Below are 21,675 nucleotides of genomic sequence, written 5' to 3'. Positions count from 1 at the left end.
TGTTCTTGTTTTATGATGAGATCATAAGAAAAAAAGAAACGAGGGAGTAAAAGATGGCAACTATTAAAGAAAAAACAAAAAAGTTACGCCAAGATGTAGCGCCATTTGCCAAATCAGATACGCGTAAAAGTGTTTTTCAGATTATAAATACAATTGTACCGTTAATTGCATTATGGGTGGCTGGTTACTTGTTAGTGGATGTATCACCTTGGCTAACAGTTGGCTTAAGTGCCATTTCAGCAGGTTTTGTCGTACGAACTTTTATTATTTTTCATGATTGTACACACGGGTCATTTTTCAAAAGTAAAAAGGCAAACGACTGGGTTGGATTTTTTACTGGGGTGCTAACATCATTCCCTTATGAAAAATGGAAACGTGAGCATACAATTCACCATGCAACAAGCTCAAACTTAGACAAGCGTGGTATCGGTGATATTGATATGATGACAGTTGAAGAATATATGCAAGCCTCAAAAGGGCAACGTCTATGGTACCGCTTCTATCGTAATCCATTTGTGATGTTTGGATTAGGCCCACTTTATATGGTTCTTGTCTTAAATCGTTTTAATCGTAAGGATGCGAAGAAGAAGGAACGTCTCAATACAATTTTAACGAATATTACCATTGTGGGAATTTGTGCCGCTTTAATTTTCTTCATGGGCTGGCAAGCGTTTTTATTAGTGCAAGGCGTTACTTTATTTATTGCAGGTTCTTTAGGAATTTGGTTATTTTACATCCAGCATACGTATGAAGATTCTTATTTTGAACACGATTCAGAGTGGGATTATGTGAAAGCTGCAGTTGAAGGAAGCTCGTATTATAAATTGCCAAAACTTTTACAATGGGTAACAGGGAATATTGGTTTCCATCATGTTCATCACTTAGCTCCTCGTGTACCTAATTATAATCTTGAAAAGGCACACAATGAGACACCGCCATTACACATGGCAACAACGATTACTTTACGTACGAGTTTAGAATCACTACGTTACAAGTTATATGATGAAGATCAAGGTAAATTTGTAACGTTTAAAGAAGTAAATGAAATTATAAAACGTAAAGAAAGAGGCAGTATTGCCGCTTAGTTGATAACAGCCATCTCTGCAAGAGAGATGGCTGTTTTATGTAAAGAGAGGACTATGGGTCAAAGCATCTACAGGCATAAATTTAATTTTCTTGTTATAATAAGGGAAAAGTAGGAAAGAGCGTGAGATTATGTTGAGGAAATGGCATAGTATTATTCCGAATAGTCCGATGCTCAGTGTATATTTGTGGATAATTTTTTGTTTCCTACCGTTTTTCTTCATTTTTAGGAAATCATCTTATATCGAAATATCGATAGGTATTACATTTTTAATGCTCTATTTTATCTTCTATCGATTTGCCATGAATTCGAAAAGCGGTTTAGTTTATATGTGGATTAGCTTTGAAATGGTCATAAATATTATTATGACCATCTTGTATGGCTATGTCTATTTGTCCATTTTCACAGCATTTTTTATTGGGAATATCCGAAGACCCGTCGGCTTTTATATTATGTATGGTCTACATATTGGATTTACAGTTATTTCAGCAGGTGCTGGATTCTTTGTAGAGCTCAACCTATTTTTATCACAGTTGCCTTTCGTTGTATTAACTATTTTAGCTGTTGTCCTTTTACCGCTAACGCTTTATTCCAAAAATAAACGTGAAAATTTAGAGGGACAGTTAGAAACAGCCAATGAACGTATTGCTGAATTAATTGTTTTTGAAGAACGACAAAGAATAGCTCGAGATTTGCATGATACATTAGGACAAAAATTGTCGATGATAGGTTTGAAGAGTGATCTAGCTTCTAGGTTGATTGAACGAGATCCCCAGCAAGCCTTGATTGAGATTAAGGATATACGCCAGACGGCTAGTATTGCCTTAAAAGAGGTTCGGGAATTAGTTTCAGATATGCGTACAGCAAAATTTGAAGATGAGATCATGCGTATTTCACAAATACTAAAGGCAGCTGAAATGGAGTTTGTCTTTGAGGGTGATAAAAACGCATTGCAAGTTCCACCACTTGTAGAGAATGTTTTATCTATGTGCTTAAAAGAGGCGGTTAATAATGTTGTCAAACATAGTGGAGCAACAAAATGTGAAATTGCTTTCCATCAAAATTTTAAAGAAGTTTATTTGGTAGTGCGAGATAACGGACAGGGTATTACGAAAAAACAAGCCTGGAGAACTGGTAATGGATTGAAAGGAATGCGGGAACGTTTAGAGTTTATTAATGGGTCCTTTAAAATTGAAAGTGTTGAGGGCACCACATTAACGGTAACTATCCCAGTAGCTATTACGCATCAGAATGTCAAAGACAATCTGAAGAACATATAGAAAAGAGGATTGTGACATGATACGAATTGTGATTGCTGAAGATCAGGGGATGCTATTAGGAGCGCTTCGCTCTTTACTTAGTATGGAGGAGGATATGGAGGTTGTTGGCTTAGCAAAAAATGGTGAGGAAGCATTGATGCTTGTGGAAGAGCATCAGCCTGATATTTGTGTTATGGATATTGAAATGCCGGTGAAAACGGGACTAGACGCAGCAGAAGAAATGCATAGCACTGGCTCAGGTTGTAAAGTCATTATTTTAACTACATTTGCTAGACCTGGTTATTTCGAACGTGCTAGAAAAGCGAGTGTCAGAGGCTATTTATTAAAGGATAGCCCTATAGAGGAGTTAGTGAGCGCAATCCGTACAATAATGGACGGTAAACGCATTTATGCGCCAGAGCTCGTTGATTTTGTCTATGAAGATGATAGTGAAAATCCTTTAACGGAGCGAGAGAGTCAAGTTCTGACACTTGTAGCAGAGGGCAAGACGACAAAGGAAATTGCTGCTGAGCTGTTTTTGTCTGCTGGCACAGTTCGTAACTATATTTCGACGATTTTAGAAAAACTAAACGTTGGCAATCGAATTGAGGCCATTGCACGCTTTAAAGAAAAAGGATGGAATAAATAAAATGAGAACCTTATCGCATCATAAGCGAAAAGGTTCTCATTTTTTTACTTATTGCGTTTAGTTAAACGACCAAGAACGAATGCACCTGCTGCTACTGCAAGAACAGTATTCGTTTTTTTCGTAAATACTTGTTTTGTGACAAGATTAAGGTTTTGGGGACGCTCAGCTAAACGGCGCATGAAATACCCGTACCAATCTTCGCCGAATGGAACGTATACACAGAAGTTATAGCCCTCTTTTGCAAGCTCTTTTTGCATATCTGTACGGAAACCATATAGCATTTGGAATTCAAATTTATCAAGCGGAATATTATGATCAGCTACAAAGCGTTTTACGTGCGCAATGATATTGTGATCATGAGTTGCGATTGATGTAAATTTACCGTTTAGTAGGTGATATTCAATCAACTCAATAAAGTTTAAATCAATATCTAATTTGTCTTGATAGGCTACTTCAACTGGCTCTTTATAAGCACCTTTTACGATACGTAAACGGTAGTCCTTAAATTTTTCAATATCATCTTTTGCACGGTAAAAGTATGATTGGATGACAGTACCAACATTATTAAATGTTTTCGATAATTCTTCCACCATATCGAAGGAAGTTTGTAGGCGTCCATAGTCTTCCATGTCAAAGTTAACAAAGATATCATATGAAGCCGCTTTTTCTACAATCTCATACAGATTGTCATAACAAAAATCAACATCAATATCTAAGCCTAATTGAGATGGCTTTAATGAAATATGTGCAGCTACACCGTTTTCGTGAATAGCTTCGATCACAGTAAGGATTTTTTCTTTAGCAGCAGTCGCTTCTTCTTTACTTGAAACAAATTCACCTAGGTTATCTACTGTACAAGAAATATTATGTGCATTTAGTTCTTTGATACTTGCAATTGTTTCTTCGATATTTGTACCAGCTACTACACTTTGTGCTCCTAATTTTAGGCCATATTTCTTTGCAGCACTATTTAATAGTTGGTTCTCAGATAAGTGGATGAAAAAATCGCGTAATAACATGGTCATTCTCCTAACTGCATTTTCTTTTTAGTATAACATAAATTATTTAAACTATATTACATTCAGCCTAACAATTATTTCATATCAAGTATTTGCTTACGTTCATTAAATAGTGCAGGATAACTTAAAAAGCCAATCATAACGCTGGATAATGTTGCAGTTGTTAAGAGAGCAAAGATAATTAAAAGTTGAAATTGGACTGCCTGAAGAGGGTCGGCTCCCCCAATAATTTGACCACTCATCATACCTGGTAGCTGTACTAGTCCGATTGTTTTTTGACTTTCAATCGTAGGAATCATACTAGCTGTTATGGCATTAATTAATTGGCGATGAATAGCCTGTTTTGGTGTGCCACCCAGGGATAGTATTAGTTCCATTTGATCCTTATGGTTAGTAATTTCAGCTGTAAAACGATTTAAGAACAAAATGGATAGCACCATGGAATTACCAATTAGCATCCCGCTAATGGGAATGATATACTGAGCAGTTGCTGGAACAATATGAAAGCCTAGCAAAACACCTTGTGTAATTATTTCTACCATGACAAGAGTCAGTGCTATCTTCCAGGTGATTCCTTTAATACCTACTCCTTTTTTTCGTGCGTTTAACGTGGCCACGACAATCATTAGTGCTACCATCAGGAAAATATAGCTATAACTATTTGCATCAAACACAAATTTTAATATATAGCCGACAGCAAGCAATTGAATGATGGAGCGTAATGTTGCAATAAGTGTATCTTTTTCAAGATCTAACTTTAATATTTTGGATAGGAATAAAGGAATACAAACAAAAATTAATGTCAGTGATAAGGATGTAAACGTCATTTGTTTACCCCCTGTACAAACTCGGCAACACGTGGATTTGTTGGTGCATTGAGTAATGAACTTTTACCAGTTTCAACGAGCTTCCCATTCATCATAACCCATGTATAGTGACCAATCGTTAGCGCTTGTTGCAAATTATGGGTAATCCAAATCATGGTGACATTGTATTTTTTGTTAATGGTGACAATCAATTTTTCAATATCCTGTACGGATTGACGATCCAAAGCAGATGTTATTTCGTCTAATAATAAAATAGAGGATTGATTGATAAGTGTTCGAGCGATAGATACCTTTTGACGTTGTCCGCCAGATAGATCATTTGTAGATTGATGCAGGAAGCTTTCGTTTAACCCAACGTCCTCTAAATATTGAATAGCCTCCTGCTGCAAAAGTTTTTGTCCTTGCAGTGTACGGGGAAGAGCAAGATTCTCTAACACTGTACCTGCTATCATAGGAGCTGCCTGTAAAGCAATACCAACATGCCTTCTTAAAGCTGTTGGATCATATGTAGAAATAGGTTGATTATCAACGAGTATATGCCCATTTGATGGTGAGAGAAGGCCATTACATAATTTAAGTAAAGTTGTTTTACCAGCGCCAGAGGGACCAACGAGAGTGGTGATTTGCCCTTTTGGAAATGACCCAGTAATTGACTTTAATATCATTTTGTCATTTACTGAAAATTGAACTTGTTGAAAGTGAATGGCAGGTTCATATAACATATTCATCTATTGAAACTCCTTTACTTTAGTTAGTAAAATAACTGTAGCATGAAATGACTGGAAGATGGTGTTGAAAAAAGAAAGAAGGGGATTTGGGAATGGAAATATTGTATTTCGATACATTAACCTATGCACAGGGTGATATGTATGTTGTGGCTTCAGACAAAGGACTTGTTTATATAGGTACACCAAATGCATCATTCGAAGAAGTAAAGGAGTGGGCTGATAAACCATTTAAAGGATATTGCTTTGAAGAGAATTCAGAAAAGTTGCTCCCATATAAAGAGCAGTTAACAGCCTATTTTAAGAAGGAACTTATTGAATTTAATCTTCCAATCCATGTGAAAGGGACAGCATTTCAATTAGCGGTGTGGGATGCATTAAAAGAATTACCCTATGGTACAACAACAACTTATGGAAATATTGCTCAACGCATTGGTAATCCCAAAGCGGTTCGAGCGGTAGGGACTGCTATTGGAGCAAACCCAATCCTGGCGATTATTCCATGTCATCGGGTCATTGGCAAAAATGGTCAATTAACAGGCTTTAGAAGCGGCTTAGCTATGAAACAATTTTTACTTGAGTTAGAGAAGGAATCGATCGATTGAAGTGGAAAATGTTAATCTCTTGTTAAATGATGGAAAGAGCGCTTTTTCTATAGACTTGATCACATCAAACAAAGTAACCTACTTCATCTGTAAATGAACGGTTTCCAATGTAGGAGTGCACCAAAAGAAATCTGCCCCATTATCCAGAGATAAAGGAGCAGATCACTAGCTATACATGTTGTTCTTCTTGAACATTGTTCTGTGTTTTACCGAAATGTGTTAAACGATGAGCGAAGGTTTCGCCTCGTACTGCGGAGCTTTTGAAAATATCTTGGTATTCGTACGCAGGCGTTCCGTGTTCCATTACATCTAATCCAGCAATTTCTTCTTCAGCCGTTACTCGTAATGGGACAAATGCTTTGATGATCAATAAACCTGCTGCTACAGATACACTAACCCAAGCAATAGTTGCAATAACGCCAATTGCTTGAATACCTAATAGACCAAAACCCCCACCATAAAATAAGCCTTGCCCACCAATATCAAATAGGCCAACTGCCAGTGTTCCCCAAATACCACAAATACCATGAACAGCAATTGCTCCAACAGGATCATCAACTTTTAGCTTCCACTCTAGGAAGCGTACACCTTCCACAAGCAAAGGTGCAGCAATTAAACCAATGATAAGCGAGCCAAAAATGCTGACATTCGCTGCACCAGCAGTAATCCCTACAAGCCCAGCTAATGCACCATTTAATGTAAGAGAGCCATCGATATGTCCGTATCGAAATTTTGTATAGAAAGCAGTGGCAACGACACCAGCTGCAGCTGCAAAAAACGTATTAGCAATAACACTAGGAACTAGCTCTGGATCAGCAGCTAATGTAGAAGCACCATTGAAGCCGAACCAACCAAACCAAAGTAAAAATACGCCTAATGCACCTAATGGAATACTGTGTCCTGTAATAACATTTACTCGACCATTTTCATATTTGCCTAGTCGAGGTCCAACCATAACTGCTGCGACAAATGCTGCAACAGCCCCTGTTAAGTGAACAACTGTCGAGCCAGCAAAATCAACAAAACCTAAATCTGTTAACCAACCTTGCCCACTCCAAACCCAGTGGCCTACTACAGGATAAACAACTAAAGACATAAGTATAATAACTCCAACATAAGCGAAAATATTAGTACGTTCTGCAACAGCCCCCGATAAAATAGTTGCTCCAGTTGCAGCAAACATTGTTTGGAAGATAAAGAAAGAAAGATCATCTACTCCTTTTAAAGCAAAGCCACTTGTGCCGAAAATGCCACCTACTGAGTCTCCGAACATAATGGCATAGCCACATAAAAAATAGACGATCCCACCAAGAGAAATAGTGAGAAAATTCTTCATGATGATATTGACTGCATTTTTTGAGCGGGTAAATCCAGCCTCAACCATAGCAAAACCTGCATGCATAAAGAATACTAAAATAGTGCCAAGCATCACCCAAATTAAATTAACAGATAATAGTACTTCATCCATCTATATCGCCCCCTTTATTCTACTGCAATCGACCCGACTTCTTTTGTTCGGATACGAATTGCTTGTTCTACTGGATAAATGAAAATCTTCCCGTCCCCAACTTTACCAGTTGCTGCTTCACGCAATAAAATCTCTACAATGGCATCAACTTTGCCATCGTCTACAATCATTTCTAATTTTAATTTAGGTAAAAATTCAATTTCATACGTATTGCCGCGGAAGAGTCCTGTTCGACCTAGCTGACGACCACAACCAGCGATTTCTGAAACGCTTAACCCTGCAATTCCTTCCTGTGCAAGACCGTCCCGAACTGCTCCAAAAACTTCAGGACGAATGATTGCTTCAATTTTTTTCATGTGTACCAGCTCCTTGCGTGAATTTAATTTACATGTTAAAACGGTATTAAAAACAGTGCAATTGTTTTTTTAGATTCTATGTGAGGTTATTTTACATTAAGTATTTCTAGTCCCGAAGTATTTTAGAAAAAAGGTTTTTATAAAGGGAATGAAAGCGGTATTAAAATTTGTGTCTAAAATGTGTACAGTTCTAAATTTTCTGACTATTAATGTTAGAAAACCTAACATCTATAAGAGGGAATGTAATACGCAAGAATTTGGGTATATAGTGTATACTAGGACTAATTATCAAAGCGGAAGAAGGGGTTTCTTTTGAGATCAAACTATGCAGATGATAGCTTAGCGCTACACACAGACTTATATCAAATCAATATGGCAGAATCCTACTGGGCGGATGGCATACATAATAAAAAAGCAGTTTTTGAATTGTATTTTAGAAAATTACCTTTTGGTAATGGCTATGCCATATTTGCTGGGTTAGAGCGAATGCTTGATTATCTACGTGATTTTCATTTTAGTGAATCGGATATTGCGTATTTACGTGATGAAGTAGGTTATAAAGAGGACTTTATCCAGTATTTAAAGAACATCCGATTTACAGGAGATATGTATTCCATGGTAGAAGGGGAACTAGTTTTCGCTAATGAACCAATTGTCCGAATCGAAGCTCCATTAGTAGAGGCGCAGCTAATTGAAACAGCATTACTTAATATTGTTAACTATCAAACATTAATTGCTACAAAGGCTAGCCGTATCAAACAAATTATTAAAAATGAAGTGGCGATGGAATTTGGTACAAGGCGTGCACAAGAAATGGATGCTGCTATTTGGGGAACACGTGCAGCGTTTATCGGTGGTTTTGCTTCCACAAGTAATGTTCGAGCAGGTAAGCTTTTTAAAATTCCTGTCTCTGGTACACATGCCCATGCATTAGTACAAGCTTATAAAAATGATTATGATGCATTCCATGCTTATGCTAAACGTCATCGCGATTGTGTGTTTTTGGTAGATACTTATAATACATTGAAATCAGGGGTGCCAACTGCTATTAAAGTAGCTAAAGAGCTAGGAGACAAAATTAACTTCATTGGCATACGTTTAGATAGCGGCGATATTGCTTTCTTGTCGAAAGAAGCTCGCCGTATGTTGGATGCTGCAGGCTTCCATGATGCCAAAATCATTGTCTCAAACGATTTAGATGAATACACCATCTTAAATTTAAAAGCTCAAGGAGCAAAAGTGGATGTTTGGGGAATCGGTACAAAGCTTATTACAGCTTACGACCAGCCTGCATTAGGTGCAGTATATAAAATGGTGGCTATCGAGAATAGCGAAGGGCAACTTGAAGATACGATAAAAATCTCAGCTAATGCGGAAAAGGTATCAACGCCAGGCTTGAAAAATGTCTATCGTATTATCGATAAAAAGAATGGAAAGGCAGAAGGAGACTACATCACAATGCACGATGAAAATCCTCAAGCTGAGGAACGTATCAAAATGTTCCATCCGATTCATACGTTTGTCTCAAAGTTTGTTACAAATTTTGATGCCAAAAATTTACATCAGCATGTTATTAAAAATGGAGCGATCAACTATCAAAACCCTACATTAGAGGAAATGCGTGATTACGCGGCGGAGAATTTAGAACTGTTATGGGATGAATATAAGCGTGCCATGAATCCTGAAGAATATCCAGTCGATCTCAGTCAAAAATGCTGGGATAATAAGATGCGTAATATTGAAGAAGTGCATGCGATGGTTAAACGAATGTGAAAAGGAGTGACAGGTGCAATGACTTTACAGCAACAAATTATTGAGGAATTACGCGTATTGCCTAACATTGATGTACAGGGGGAAATACGTAAATCCATTGATTTTTTAAAGGAATATGCAAAACGCCATAGTTTTGTAAAAGGGTTTGTTCTTGGTATTTCTGGTGGTCAAGATTCAACATTAACAGGTAAACTAGCGCAATTGGCGATTGATGAATTAAATGCAGAAGAGGGAGAAATGAAGTATTCGTTTTTCGCTGTACGATTACCATATGGCGTACAAGCTGATGAACAAGATTGCCAAGATGCCATTGATTATATAAAGCCAACGAAGGTTTATACAGTAAATATAAAAGACGCAGTGGATGCTAGTGTGAGAGCTCTAACAAATGCAGGTGTTGAGCTGAATGACTTTGTGAAAGGGAATGAAAAGGCTCGTGAGCGTATGAAGGTCCAATATTCCATTGCTGCAATGAATGGAGCGGTTGTATTAGGAACAGATCATGCTGCGGAAGCTATTACAGGCTTCTATACAAAGTTTGGTGATGGTGGAGCAGACTTGATGCCAATCTTTCGTTTAAATAAACGACAAGGAAAGCAATTGCTAGCAGAACTTCAATGCCCTGAGCATCTATATAAAAAGGTGCCTACAGCAGATTTAGAAGAAGATCGTCCCTCCTTGCCAGACGAAGTGGCGCTAGGTGTGTCGTATGATCAAATAGATGATTATTTAGAGGGGAAAGAAATTCCAGAAGAACCTCGCCGAAGATTAGAAGGGTATTATTTGCGTTCCCAACATAAGCGTCATATGCCAATAACAATATTTGATGATTTTTGGAAGTAAGATGAGTGAAAAGGGTTATAAAGAAAGTGTTTCTACTTTTAAAAATAGCTCTTTTCACTCTTTTTTTATGCATTAAGGTTCTGTGTTGTTAATTGTCAGCATATAATGTCGATATAATTACCTATAAGGATAGTAAAATGTAGAGGAGGGTAACTTTTTATGAGGACTTCTAGAGTGAGTGCAACGACAAGTAGTGTTTTTCGGCAGGAACAACAATATTTACATGCTGGTGATCTCAGCCATAACTTTGGGCAAAATCCACAAAAGCAATTTCGAAATAGATTACAAAAAAATAAAGAGAAGACGTACAATTCAACAACTATTTCTGTAAATTCACAACAGCAGCAACCGATTACACCTATCCATGTAGATAATGCTAGTGATTTGGAGATTCGCCGTGAATTAAATGAAACGGCACTAAAGCTCAGTCGTTTAAACAAACAAAAGAAGCGACTCAATAGTTATCGTTCTTCCATATAAGCTAAACTCTCCACATCAGTGTGGGGAGTTTTTTTATTATTGAGGAGAAGTAAGTAAAAGCACTAAATTCAAAATATTTGAAGTGAAGATGTTCATGGAATGTTCAAGGTAATTTTTCCATTTCTTCACAGCGATTTTTAACTAATTTCACAACTAATCTGTAATGTAGGATATGGCAACAAAAAACTAAACTTGGAGGATAAAGTTGTGAAAAAATTATGGTTACCTGCACTAATATTATTATTTGTACTTGCAGCTTGTGGTAGCGAAAAAAAACAGGTAGAAGAAAAGGAAATTGAGCAAGAAACTACGAAAAATGAATCAGAAACCGTGCAAGTTGCTTCACTAGTAGATACACGGTTACAAGAGCCAGAAGAAGATACAATTTGTGAAATGTGTAATATGAAAGTTTATATGAAAGACCATGAGATGGGTGTATTTTCAGCACAGGCAATAAAAGAAGATGGAACAATTGCTTTTTATGACGATATTGGCTGTTTATTAAATGCGGAGGTTGCTAATGAAGAAAAAAACGAAAAATTTGTACGTGATTTTGGAACGAAAGATTGGGCAAAGATTGAAGATGTAACAATTATAAAAACGGAACTGAAATCTCCGATGAACTGGGGCTATATTTATTTCGTGGACAAGGCTGAAGCAGATAAATATATGCAAGAAAATTCGAAAGCTTATGAGGAGGAACTACAAAAAATTAAAGATGATGCATTGGAGAGACGTAAGAAAATGATGCAAAAAAAGGCTGAGGATGAAAAAGATGCATCCGGTTCTATGCATTCGAATGAGATGAATCAAGAAGGGCACAGTCATTAAATCATAGACTAGGGGAAATCCTCTAGTCTTTTCTTGCTGAATGAGGAGGTAGAAAGTGATGAAGCAAATCGTGTTGTTCTTTTTGTTTTTTCTATTTACAAGTCAAACGGTATATGCGGAATATGGATAGCACAGTTGAAAAAACATGATGTTGGAGGAGAAAGAAAAAGGCAATACGGTTATCTTCTCTACTCATTTGCTGTCTTTTGCTGAAGAAATAGCAGGTGATGTATTAGTTTTACATGAAGGTGAAATTATCATTTCTGGGGCGATAACTGAAATTTTCTTACAAGAAAATTCTACATCTTTAGAAGAAATATGGATAAAAAGATTGAATTTGTAACATTCTAATGGATAATGACGTTATATAATAAGGATTAGACTTGTTTGGATGTTATCAAACAAGCCTTTTTTATGAATGTTCGTAGGAAGTGGAAGTTTCAGATAATTGTTTTACAGGACAGATTTCGCTATGCTTATATTAAGTTTGCTTGCAATTCACACAATTGCTTGATGGAATGGGAGGCTTTTCGATTAATGAATGCTCAAATACAGAATGTTTTAGAAAATATAGAAAAAGTAATGATTGGTAAAAGAGAAGTTGCTGAGCTCAGTATTGTCGCATTATTAGCAAGGGGACATGTTTTGTTGGAGGATGTACCTGGAGTAGGAAAGACAATGATGGTGCGAGCACTTGCAAAATCTTTTGATGCACAATTTAAGCGTATTCAATTTACGCCAGATCTATTGCCATCAGATGTAGTCGGTATTTCTATTTATAACCCCAAGACAATGGAGTTTGAATTTCGTCCAGGGCCGATCATGGGGGATGTTGTATTAGCCGATGAAATTAACCGAACGTCTCCGAAAACTCAATCAGCCTTGTTAGAGGGGATGGAAGAGGCTTCTGTTACAATCGATGGGAAAACGCTGATGATCAATCAGCCATTTTTTGTTATGGCTACACAAAATCCGATTGAACATGAAGGTACCTATCCTTTACCTGAAGCACAACTAGATCGATTTCTCTTAAAGATAAAAATGGGCTATCCATCTAGGGGGCAGGAAGTTGAAATTTTACGAAGAGCTGAGAATGGTAAAGCCATTGAAAAAATCGAAGCAGTATTAACAGTAGCTCAATTAATCGAATTACAGGAGCTTGTTCAAGGTGTGTATGTAGAAGATTCTGTTAAAAATTATATGGTGGAGCTTGCTACTCTAACAAGGGAAAATAATTATGTCTTTTTAGGTGTGAGTCCACGTGCCACAATAGCGCTAATGAAAGCTTCACAGGCTTACGCATTTTTGAAAGGACGAAGCTATGTTACCCCTGATGATGTTCAATATTTAGTGCCATTTGTTTTTAGCCATCGTTTAGTTTTAAAACCAGATGCACGCTATGATAACGTGACAGCAGACGAAATTATCCAGCGTATCATTGCTAAAACACCAGTTCCGACAAAGAGGTTTGCAGAACAATGAGGCAATGGAAAGCTTTTGTAGAAAAAAGTAAACATTTCCTATTAATCGCTTTCTTGATGATCGTAACGTTTTGTTATGCAATGTTCCAAGGTGGATTTGTTAGCTGGTTTGTATTTTTTACGGTTAGTCCGTTTTTAGTATATGCATTCATGTTCTTTGTCGTTAGAGAAGATATTTTACTAATCGAACGCAAAATGGACCCGATTCATATAGAACGAGGTCAATCAGCGAAGGTGCTTATTACGATAGAACGTAAAACACGTTTTCCATTTGCCTATATCGTAATGGAGGAACTTGTGGATAGTGAGGGATTAGTGCAAGCTAAAATCCAAAATGCGAATGCCATAAAGTTCGTTGGATTTAAAAAAAACTTTAGCTGGCAATATGAATTGGAAAATATGCCACGCGGTGAACATCGCTACCTAGGTGTTACAATTGTTTTCTACGATTTTTTTGGCTGGGCTAAAAAGGTTGTCGTAGCAGAAAAGGACCAAACTATTTTAGTTTACCCAAGAGTACAAGAGATGAAATATGCTGCGCTTCAAACAAAATTTGATGTTGGCCCGATGATGTCACCATATTCTATAGTGAAGGACACATCCATGGCTGTTGGATTAAGAGAGTACGTTCCAGGAGATCGTTTTTCTTGGATTCATTGGAAATCATTTGCCCGTACACAAAAGTTGCAGTCTAAGGAATTTGAGGATCGACAATCATCAGAACTAATGTTAGTGCTAGACGCTACGAAATCCTCCATGTTTGAAGAAAAAGTGGAATTAGTAGCTTCAATGCTACAGATGATCGTTAAGGAACGAGGAGATTTGTCATTTATTTCTGCTGGAGAAATAACGAAAGTATTCCCTGCTATACAGGGGGACAAGCATTTAGATCAGGTTATGTATCATTTAGCTGCGATAAAACCTATGGAGAATGTCAAGTTTCGATTTCATGATCAACAAGCCTTTAAGCAAGTTGCAACACTGCTTTACGTGACAAGTGATGTTTCAGATGAATTACTACATACTCTTGCAAATATAGTGAAAAGCTGTATTTGTTTTGTAGTGGCAAAGCAGCCGCCAGTGCAATCTGAGCTTGCGATGCGGTATAAACATATTCAAGTTATTTATGTAAATCCAGCAGATTTCTATCATTTATTCACGGAGGTGATGAGACCGTGAAGCAATCATTAGGCGAATTTTTAGAATTAGCCCTAGCTTATGTTATTGTATTTTTCATTTTGCGTGAATGGCTTATTCCCATTATGCAATTAACGAATACAGGTGGGATGCATCTTTTCTTAGTGTTTATCGGTATGTCTTTAGCGCTAAGTCTTTTCCGCGTACATCCATTGCTATCAGGATTAGTGAAGCTTGGTTATATTACCTGGTTTATCGTTTTTATCTATAGCCCTAGTCCTGTATTATCTGGTGATACATTGCCTTTTTTATTGGCTGAATGGAAAGGAAACATGGCCACGATTCTAACAGGTGACTTTGGACAGGTTTCAGATGTTTTCAGAACAGTATTATTCCTTGTGTTGATTTGGATGCTAGTTTATTTAATTCACCATTGGGTTTCGGTGCGAAAAAATATATTCTACTTCTTTGCCATGACCGTATTCTTTATTGCTACTTTGGATACATTTAGTGACTATGATGGTAAAGCGGCAATTGTAAAAGTTGTTGTTTTAGGATTAATCATGACAGGTGTTCTTTTTGTCAAGCGTCTATGGCTTCAAGTGGAAACTACAAGTACGGCAATGGAGAAATGGAAAATTGTTATTCCCATGCTAGTATCTGTATTGCTCATTAGTTCTGTAGCATTTTTTTTACCAAAGACTGGACCAACATGGGCAGATCCTGTGCCGTTTATCCAAGGGGTTACTGGGCAAGATGGAAATGGAAATGGTCAAAAATCAGTTGGTTATAGCCAAGATGATAGTCAGTTAGGTGGTCCGTTCCAAGGAGATAATACTTTAATTTTCACTGCCTCTTCTCGTGATCGCCATTACTGGCGCATTGAAACGAAAGATACGTATACGTCAAAGGGTTGGATTGTTTCAGAGGGGAACTTTGGGAAAAATGTTTATGAGTCAAATACACCCATTCTGACTTCCTTACAAGTCGGGCCACCCGAAAATGAACGTCAGATTCAATTAGATATTGCTGTTCCAATGCCATTTTTATTTCAAACATATGGTATGCTCTCTGTTTCGGCTCAAGATGCCACTCTATTTATTCAGGATGAGCAGACTGAAAGAATGAATATAGAACAAGAGGTAGGGGAATCGAAATCATTATCAAACTATTCATTGTCTTATAGTGAACCTGTTTATAGTATGGAGCAGCTCCAATTGTCATATCCAGCAACACTTGAAACAATGGATTCTTCCTTTGATCGATTTTTGCAGTTACCAAACCAACTTCCTCAACGTGTAAGGGACTTAGCTTCTGAAATAACGCAAAAGAAAGATACGGTTTATGAACAAATTAAGGCTGTAGAAAGTTATTTTAGAACAAATGGTTTTAAGTACGATAAAACGCAAGCCGCCATTCCTGCTGAAAATCAAGATTATGTCGATCAATTTTTGTTCGATACAAAAGTAGGGTATTGTGATAATTTCTCCACGTCAATGGTGGTACTTTTACGTTCAGTAGGGATCCCAGCTCGTTGGGTAAAAGGTTTTGCACCAGGAACTGCAGGCCCCATGTCAGATGGATTACGCGAATATCGCATCACGAATGACAATGCGCACTCATGGGTAGAAGCTTTTATACCTGGAACGGGATGGATGGAGTTTGAACCTACAATCGGTTTTTCCGGCAACGTCAACATTGATTATGATATCCCGTTAGATACGTCTGACGAGGAAGAAGTAGTGCAGCCAGAACAAAAACCTGAGGAGCCACAACCACAAGAACAGGTAACCGAGAAGGAACAACCGAACTCAACATTTAGCTTTGATGCATTGTGGTTATGGATGAAAAAGTTTGCTTATGTTTGGGTGATAATTGCTGTATTATTAATAATCACGGGTATTTCTTTATTCTTACAGCGTAAAACGTGGATTCCAAAGATGCATGTTCGAGCATACCGTAAAAAAGTAGCAGATTGGTCAAATTTCGATTCTTCTTACCATGTTTTACTGAAGCAATTATCTCGTATTGGCTTGCGCAGAAAAGATGGAGAAACATTAAGTGCGTTCGCAGAGCGTGTAGATGCAGCATTAGAAACGGATGAAATGCAAAAGCTGACGGTAGTCTACGAGCAACATATTTATGGGAAAGACAAAGAAGATGTTGATTTTGTGAAGCTGAAAGAAAGTTGGGAATATTTAATCAATCGCACTATCAGTTGATTTTAACGTAGACAAAGAGTAAAATGAAAAAAATTAAATGCAAGGATTGCTTTCATATAAGTTCGATAATAGGGTTCGGATGTTTCTACGAAATCACCTTAAATGATTTCTCTATGAAGGCGGATGTTTTCGTTAGGTGAAAAGTATAGTAAGTCACTTTACTTTGCTACGCATTCGCCTTTATCTATATTCTAGAGCTTATGAACGCGTAGAAAGTTTTTTTACTTTCTTCGCGTTTTTCTTTGAACACATGAAAATATCCTTTAAAAATAATAGAAGAGGTGGAAATTTTGACAGCTAGCCCTTTATTAAGAGAGCAAGAAAAAATCGTTGTACTAGACTTCGGTAGCCAATTTAACCAATTAATTACACGTCGTATTCGTGAATTTGGTGTTTTCAGTGAATTACATCCACATACGGTAACTGCAGAAGAAATTAAAGATATGAACGCAACAGGTATTATTTTCTCAGGTGGTCCAAACTCTGTTTATGATGAAAATGCCTTTCATGTGGATCCAGCTATTTTCGAATTAGGTTTACCGATTTTAGGTATTTGCTATGGTATGCAATTAATGGCACATACAAACGGTGGTAAAGTTGAAGGTGCTGAAACACGCGAGTATGGTAAAGCCGAAATTCAAGTAACAACACCAAACAAATTATTTGGTGAGTTACCTACAGAACAAATCGTTTGGATGAGCCATGGTGACCATGTAACAGAAGTTCCAGCTGGATTTGAAGTCATCGCAACTAGCGCATCTTGTCCGATTGCTGCAATGGCAAACGTTGAACGTAAACTATATGCTGTACAATTCCATCCAGAAGTACGTCACTCTGTATATGGTAATGATCTATTACGTCAATTCGTATTCGACATCTGTGAAGCGAAAGGCGATTGGTCAATGGCAAACTTCATTGAGCTTGAAATTGCAAAAATTCGTGAAATCGTTGGCGATAAAAAAGTATTATGTGCGCTTTCTGGTGGTGTAGACTCATCAGTTGTAGCGGTGTTAATCCATAAAGCAATCGGCGATCAATTAACTTGTATGTTCGTAGACCACAACTTAAACCGTAAAGGTGAAGTTGAACAAGTAATGAAAACATTTACAGAAGACTTTGACATGAATCTTATTAAAATTGATGCACGTAAACGATTCATGGACAAACTTGCTGGCGTTTCTGATCCAGAGAAAAAACGTAAAATTATCGGTAATGAATTCATTTATGTATTTGATGAAGAGGCATCTAAACTTGAAGGTATGGATTTCTTAGCACAAGGAACTCTTTACACAGATATTATTGAATCTGGTACTTCAACTGCACAAACAATCAAATCACACCATAACGTTGGTGGTCTTCCTGAAGATATGCAATTCCAACTAATCGAGCCACTGAAAACTTTATTTAAAGATGAAGTACGTGCGCTAGGTTTAGAGCTTGGACTTGACGAAAAAATCGTTTGGCGTCAACCATTCCCAGGTCCTGGATTAGGTATCCGTGTGCTTGGTGAAGTAACAGAAGAAAAATTAGAAATCGTTCGCGAATCTGATTTCATTCTACGTGAAGAAATCGCCAAAGCTGGCCTTGATCGTGATATTTGGCAGTACTTTACGGTATTACCTGATATCCGTTCAGTTGGTGTAATGGGCGATGCTCGTACGTATGACTATGCAATCGGTATCCGTGCCGTTACATCTATCGATGGTATGACTTCTGACTGGGCGCGTATTCCTTGGGATGTACTAGAGAAAATCTCTGTCCGCCTTGTAAACGAAGTAAAACACGTGAACCGCGTGCTGTATGATATTACATCTAAGCCACCAGCAACGATTGAGTGGGAATAATAGCAAAAGCCCTAAAAGCCCTGAGAGGTTTTTAGGGCTTTTTTTGATGTAATTCCCTCTGAATTTATTGCTAAATGAAGTATCTCAACTTCAAAAATTGCTGGTAAAGTGTTGTATGTAGTAAACTAAATGAATGCACAAGAAATTATACTATTCAGATTAGGGGGGATTTAAATGGAGAAAAATAAACCAATGATTCATACATTAACGGTTGGGATGCCAAAAGAATTGATTGATAGTAAAGGGCGTTCAATGATTACAGGGATTGAAAAGCAACGAGTGCAAGAAGTTTATTTGTCCTCTCAAGGCTTTGAAGGGGATGATGTAGCTGATAAGAAACATCATGGTGGCCCTGATCGAGCAGTTTGTTTATATCCTGCGGAGCATTACATACAATGGGAACAGGAACTTGGAAAAACGTTACCCATTGCGGCATTTGGCGAAAATTTAACCGTAACAAATATGTTAGAAGCAGATGTTTGTATTGGTGATATTTATAAAATTGGAGATGCTGTCATTCAAATTACACAGGGACGTATTCCATGTAGTACGATTGATAGATATACGGAGGCAAACACATTACTCAAACGTTTAATTGAAACGGGCTATACAGGTTTCCTTGCGCGTGTTCTTGAAGAAGGGACAATCTGTGCAGATTCAACAATTGAACTTGTAGAAAAGCATCCTGCACGTATCTCTGTTCTGTATTGCAATGAAGTGTACTTCAAAAACAATGATGCAATCGCTATGAAACAAATACAAGCAGTAGATGCATTAGCAGACGATTGGAAAGAAAAATTAGAAAAAAGAATTCAAGTCTTGCAAAGTAAAGTGATGAGTTAAAACATAAGTTCAAAAGGAGGATCCTCTAGAATTTCTAGAGGATTTTTTCATTAAACTGATTGGTGGAATGTTCAGCACAAAGCCTCTTTAGTAATGTATTTAATAGAACCTGAACATTAAATAAGAATTTTACACGAACTTTCGTATTTCTTTTTAGAAAAATGTTCGGAAATAGGGTTGAAATCTAAAAAACGAAATGATATATTACGAATGTAAATTAAATACGTCGTCGTATAATGTCGGGGATAAGGCCCGTGAGTTTCTACCAAGTTACCGTAAATAACTTGACTACGATTTAGGTTTATACATAAACGTATAAACACTAATTTGTTTCACACACTAATTGTGATGAAATATATCGTAGACATGCGACTAGTAGAGTAGTCAGCGTGTCTTTTTTGTTTTCGATATTGAAGACGACCATATGGAGGATTTTTTGATAATGAAAAAATATTTCATGTTCGATGAATTAGGAACTAATTATCGCCGCGAAATAATAGGCGGTATTACAACCTTCCTTGCAATGGCATATATTCTAGCTGTTAACCCAGGTATTCTAGAAAATGCAGGGATGGATAAAGGTGCTGTTTTCGTAGCTACAGCATTAGCAGCAGCAGTCGGTTCTTTGATTATGGGGATTTTCGCTAAATTCCCGATTTCACTTGCTCCTGGGATGGGGTTAAATGCATTCTTTGCATTTACTGTAGTCGGAGCATACGGTATTCCGTGGCAAACTGGTTTAACAGGTGTGTTCTTCTCAGGGATTATCTTTATTATTTTATCTTTAACTGGTATCCGCGAAACTGTTATTAATGCTATTCCAGTACAACTTAAATATGCAGTTTCTGCAGGTATTGGTTTATTTATCACTTTTGTTGGTTTACAAGGAGCAGGGATCATTGTTGATAGCCCAGCTACTTTAGTCACTTTAGGAAGTTTCACAGGCGCTACATTATTAGCGGTATTCGGAATTATTCTTTCGGTTATTCTTATTATTAAATTGCGCAGTATCGGTATTTTCTTAGGAATGGTGATTACTGCAGTTATTGGGATGATCACAGGTATCATTGATCCTCCAACAGCCGTTGTATCAGCTATTCCAAGTGTAGATTCTACATTCATGGTAGCACTAGAACCACTTGGTGACTTCGGTACATTATTTAACGTGAAGTTTTTAGTAGTAGTGTTAACATTCTTGTTTGTTGATTTCTTTGACACAGCAGGTACTTTAATGGCTGTAGCGACACAAGCAGGTTTAGTAAAAGATAATAAATTACCGCGTGCAGGACGTGCCTTAATGGCAGATGCACTAGCAACAACTATCGGTTCTTTATTTGGTACGTCAACAACAACAGCGTACGTAGAGTCAACTTCTGGAGTTGCTGCAGGCGCTCGTTCAGGATTTTCAGCAGTTGTAACAGCAGTACTGTTCTTAGTTGCATTATTCTTCTCACCATTACTAGCGGTAGTAACACCAGCAGTTACTGCTCCAGCTTTAGTCATCGTAGGGGTACTAATGGTATCGTCCTTACGTTTAATTGATTGGGACAAATTCGAAATAGCAGTACCTGCATTCTTTACAGTGTTAATGATGCCACTTGGTTATTCAATTGCTACTGGTATTGCAATCGGCTTTGTATTCTACCCAATTACAATGTTATTAGCAGGTCGTAAAAAAGAAATTCATCCAATGATGTATGGTCTATTCTTTGTTTTCCTTGCATACTTCATTTGGGTACGTTAGTTAAATAGACACCTTTAATTGTTAGTAAGTTGCTAACAATTAAAGGTGTTTTTTATTGAGTTGATCCAAAATAAAAGAAGTTATTATTTTTACATTTATATAGAAGAAACTCGGTTTTAAATAATGCGAATAGTTTTACTTTAATGAAACACTTGCAAACTTAAATTTGTGATGATATATTTAAACACGTTGTTACGAAATAAACGAACAACTTAAAAAATAGTAACATAAACAGTTGACAGCGAGTTAACATTATGTTAAATTATAAAAAGTTACTTAGTGTAACTAGTAAATGAACCTTGAAAACTGAACAAGCAAAACGTAATCAATAAAGTTTTAAGTAGCTAGTTTTACTAGCGAACGAAACACAATTTTGGACATCAAACATGATGCCAGCAAAACAATTTGAGCTAATCAAATTTCTTTTATGGAGAGTTTGATCCTGGCTCAGGACGAACGCTGGCGGCGTGCCTAATACATGCAAG

20 protein-coding genes, 1 rRNA gene and 2 riboswitches are annotated in these 21,675 nt (G+C 37.2%); of the genes, 16 read left to right on the top strand and 5 right to left on the bottom strand.

All coding sequences use genetic code 11. The features are described from left to right. Window positions 1-53 precede the first annotated feature (53 nt). The 3 genes from RCJ95_RS19615 to RCJ95_RS19605 all read left to right on the top strand — a co-directional run bounded on the left by RCJ95_RS19615 (window position 54) and on the right by RCJ95_RS19605 (window position 2,992). Complete coding sequence (locus tag RCJ95_RS19615; RefSeq protein WP_221682981.1) at window positions 54-1,085, top strand: fatty acid desaturase; 1,032 nt, start codon at window positions 54-56, stop codon at window positions 1,083-1,085. Window positions 1,086-1,215: 130 nt separating this feature from the next. Continuing rightward, a complete protein-coding gene (locus tag RCJ95_RS19610) occupies window positions 1,216-2,364 on the top strand; it encodes a sensor histidine kinase (protein WP_439331365.1) in 1,149 nt (382 codons plus the stop codon). 16 nt (window positions 2,365-2,380) lie between these two features. Next, a complete protein-coding gene (locus RCJ95_RS19605) occupies window positions 2,381-2,992 on the top strand; it encodes a response regulator transcription factor (RefSeq protein WP_004224461.1) in 612 nt (203 codons plus the stop codon). 44 nt (window positions 2,993-3,036) lie between these two features. Here the strand turns inward: RCJ95_RS19605 and RCJ95_RS19600 are convergent, their stop codons facing one another. The 3 genes from RCJ95_RS19600 to RCJ95_RS19590 all read right to left on the bottom strand — a co-directional run bounded on the left by RCJ95_RS19600 (window position 3,037) and on the right by RCJ95_RS19590 (window position 5,566). After that, on the bottom strand, window positions 3,037-4,011 hold the full coding sequence (locus RCJ95_RS19600) for a proline dehydrogenase family protein (protein WP_048394992.1): 975 nt from the start codon (window positions 4,009-4,011) through the stop codon (window positions 3,037-3,039). Between the two features lie 74 nt (window positions 4,012-4,085). Beyond that, window positions 4,086-4,838, bottom strand: coding sequence for an ABC transporter permease (locus RCJ95_RS19595; protein ID WP_446722645.1), 753 nt, complete (start codon window positions 4,836-4,838; stop codon window positions 4,086-4,088). Continuing rightward, window positions 4,835-5,566, bottom strand: a complete 732-nt coding sequence (locus RCJ95_RS19590) for an ABC transporter ATP-binding protein (protein ID WP_446722644.1) — start codon at window positions 5,564-5,566, stop codon at window positions 4,835-4,837. The genes RCJ95_RS19595 and RCJ95_RS19590 overlap by 4 nt, the downstream gene beginning before the upstream one ends. Before the next feature lie 92 nt (window positions 5,567-5,658). Here RCJ95_RS19590 and RCJ95_RS19585 point away from each other — a divergent pair, with 92 nt between their 5' ends. Beyond that, window positions 5,659-6,168 carry a methylated-DNA--[protein]-cysteine S-methyltransferase gene (locus RCJ95_RS19585; RefSeq protein WP_221682978.1) on the top strand — a complete coding sequence of 170 codons (510 nt, stop codon included), beginning with the start codon at window positions 5,659-5,661 and terminating at the stop codon, window positions 6,166-6,168. A 169-nt stretch (window positions 6,169-6,337) separates the two neighbouring features. On the opposite strand, the gene RCJ95_RS19580 is transcribed toward RCJ95_RS19585, so the two are convergent. Beyond that, window positions 6,338-7,636 (bottom strand): ammonium transporter, encoded by a 1,299-nt coding sequence (locus RCJ95_RS19580; RefSeq protein ID WP_016995351.1) that lies wholly within the window; start codon window positions 7,634-7,636, stop codon window positions 6,338-6,340. Between the two features lie 14 nt (window positions 7,637-7,650). Next, on the bottom strand, window positions 7,651-7,992 hold the full coding sequence (locus tag RCJ95_RS19575; protein ID WP_016995352.1) for a P-II family nitrogen regulator: 342 nt from the start codon (window positions 7,990-7,992) through the stop codon (window positions 7,651-7,653). Window positions 7,993-8,304: 312 nt separating this feature from the next. Between RCJ95_RS19575 and RCJ95_RS19570 the strand changes: the two genes are divergently transcribed. The 12 genes from RCJ95_RS19570 to RCJ95_RS19515 all read left to right on the top strand — a co-directional run. Beyond that, on the top strand, window positions 8,305-9,765 hold the full coding sequence (locus RCJ95_RS19570; RefSeq protein WP_221682976.1) for a nicotinate phosphoribosyltransferase: 1,461 nt from the start codon (window positions 8,305-8,307) through the stop codon (window positions 9,763-9,765). A gap of 18 nt (window positions 9,766-9,783) precedes the next feature. Beyond that, on the top strand, window positions 9,784-10,608 hold the full coding sequence (nadE, locus tag RCJ95_RS19565; protein WP_221682975.1) for an ammonia-dependent NAD(+) synthetase: 825 nt from the start codon (window positions 9,784-9,786) through the stop codon (window positions 10,606-10,608). Window positions 10,609-10,767: 159 nt separating this feature from the next. Beyond that, window positions 10,768-11,088 (top strand): NAD synthetase, encoded by a 321-nt coding sequence (locus RCJ95_RS19560; protein WP_257520635.1) that lies wholly within the window; start codon window positions 10,768-10,770, stop codon window positions 11,086-11,088. A gap of 207 nt (window positions 11,089-11,295) precedes the next feature. Beyond that, on the top strand, window positions 11,296-11,919 hold the full coding sequence (locus tag RCJ95_RS19555; protein WP_446722643.1) for a nitrous oxide reductase accessory protein NosL: 624 nt from the start codon (window positions 11,296-11,298) through the stop codon (window positions 11,917-11,919). A gap of 148 nt (window positions 11,920-12,067) precedes the next feature. Then, the gene (locus RCJ95_RS19550) at window positions 12,068-12,262 is read left to right on the top strand and encodes a hypothetical protein (RefSeq protein ID WP_255601716.1); all 195 of its coding nucleotides are present in this window, start codon (window positions 12,068-12,070) and stop codon (window positions 12,260-12,262) included. A gap of 194 nt (window positions 12,263-12,456) precedes the next feature. Then, window positions 12,457-13,401, top strand: a complete 945-nt coding sequence (locus tag RCJ95_RS19545; protein WP_004230520.1) for an AAA family ATPase — start codon at window positions 12,457-12,459, stop codon at window positions 13,399-13,401. After that, window positions 13,398-14,579, top strand: coding sequence for a DUF58 domain-containing protein (locus tag RCJ95_RS19540; RefSeq protein WP_446722642.1), 1,182 nt, complete (start codon window positions 13,398-13,400; stop codon window positions 14,577-14,579). The genes RCJ95_RS19545 and RCJ95_RS19540 overlap by 4 nt, the downstream gene beginning before the upstream one ends. Beyond that, entirely contained in the window at window positions 14,576-16,759 is a 2,184-nt protein-coding gene (locus tag RCJ95_RS19535; protein WP_221682971.1) for a transglutaminase TgpA family protein, read from the top strand. Before RCJ95_RS19540 ends, RCJ95_RS19535 begins: the two co-directional genes overlap by 4 nt. Window positions 16,760-16,791: 32 nt before the next feature. After that, a riboswitch (purine riboswitch) is annotated at window positions 16,792-16,893 on the top strand. A 156-nt stretch (window positions 16,894-17,049) separates the two neighbouring features. Next, a complete protein-coding gene (gene guaA, locus RCJ95_RS19530) occupies window positions 17,050-18,603 on the top strand; it encodes a glutamine-hydrolyzing GMP synthase (RefSeq protein ID WP_221682970.1) in 1,554 nt (517 codons plus the stop codon). Window positions 18,604-18,777: 174 nt separating this feature from the next. Further along, on the top strand, window positions 18,778-19,446 hold the full coding sequence (locus tag RCJ95_RS19525) for an MOSC domain-containing protein (RefSeq protein ID WP_221682969.1): 669 nt from the start codon (window positions 18,778-18,780) through the stop codon (window positions 19,444-19,446). A 209-nt stretch (window positions 19,447-19,655) separates the two neighbouring features. Next, a riboswitch (purine riboswitch) is annotated at window positions 19,656-19,757 on the top strand. Window positions 19,758-19,888: 131 nt separating this feature from the next. Beyond that, window positions 19,889-21,190: an NCS2 family permease gene (locus RCJ95_RS19520; RefSeq protein ID WP_004230532.1), complete on the top strand. Its 1,302-nt coding sequence runs from the start codon at window positions 19,889-19,891 to the stop codon at window positions 21,188-21,190. Window positions 21,191-21,614: 424 nt separating this feature from the next. After that, window positions 21,615-21,675, top strand: a 16S ribosomal RNA gene (locus RCJ95_RS19515); the annotation flags it as partial.

Source organism: Lysinibacillus sp. BSL11 (assembly GCF_052928325.1).
Note: the sequence above shows the minus strand (reverse complement) of the source record. Positions and strands in the feature narration are given on the sequence as shown.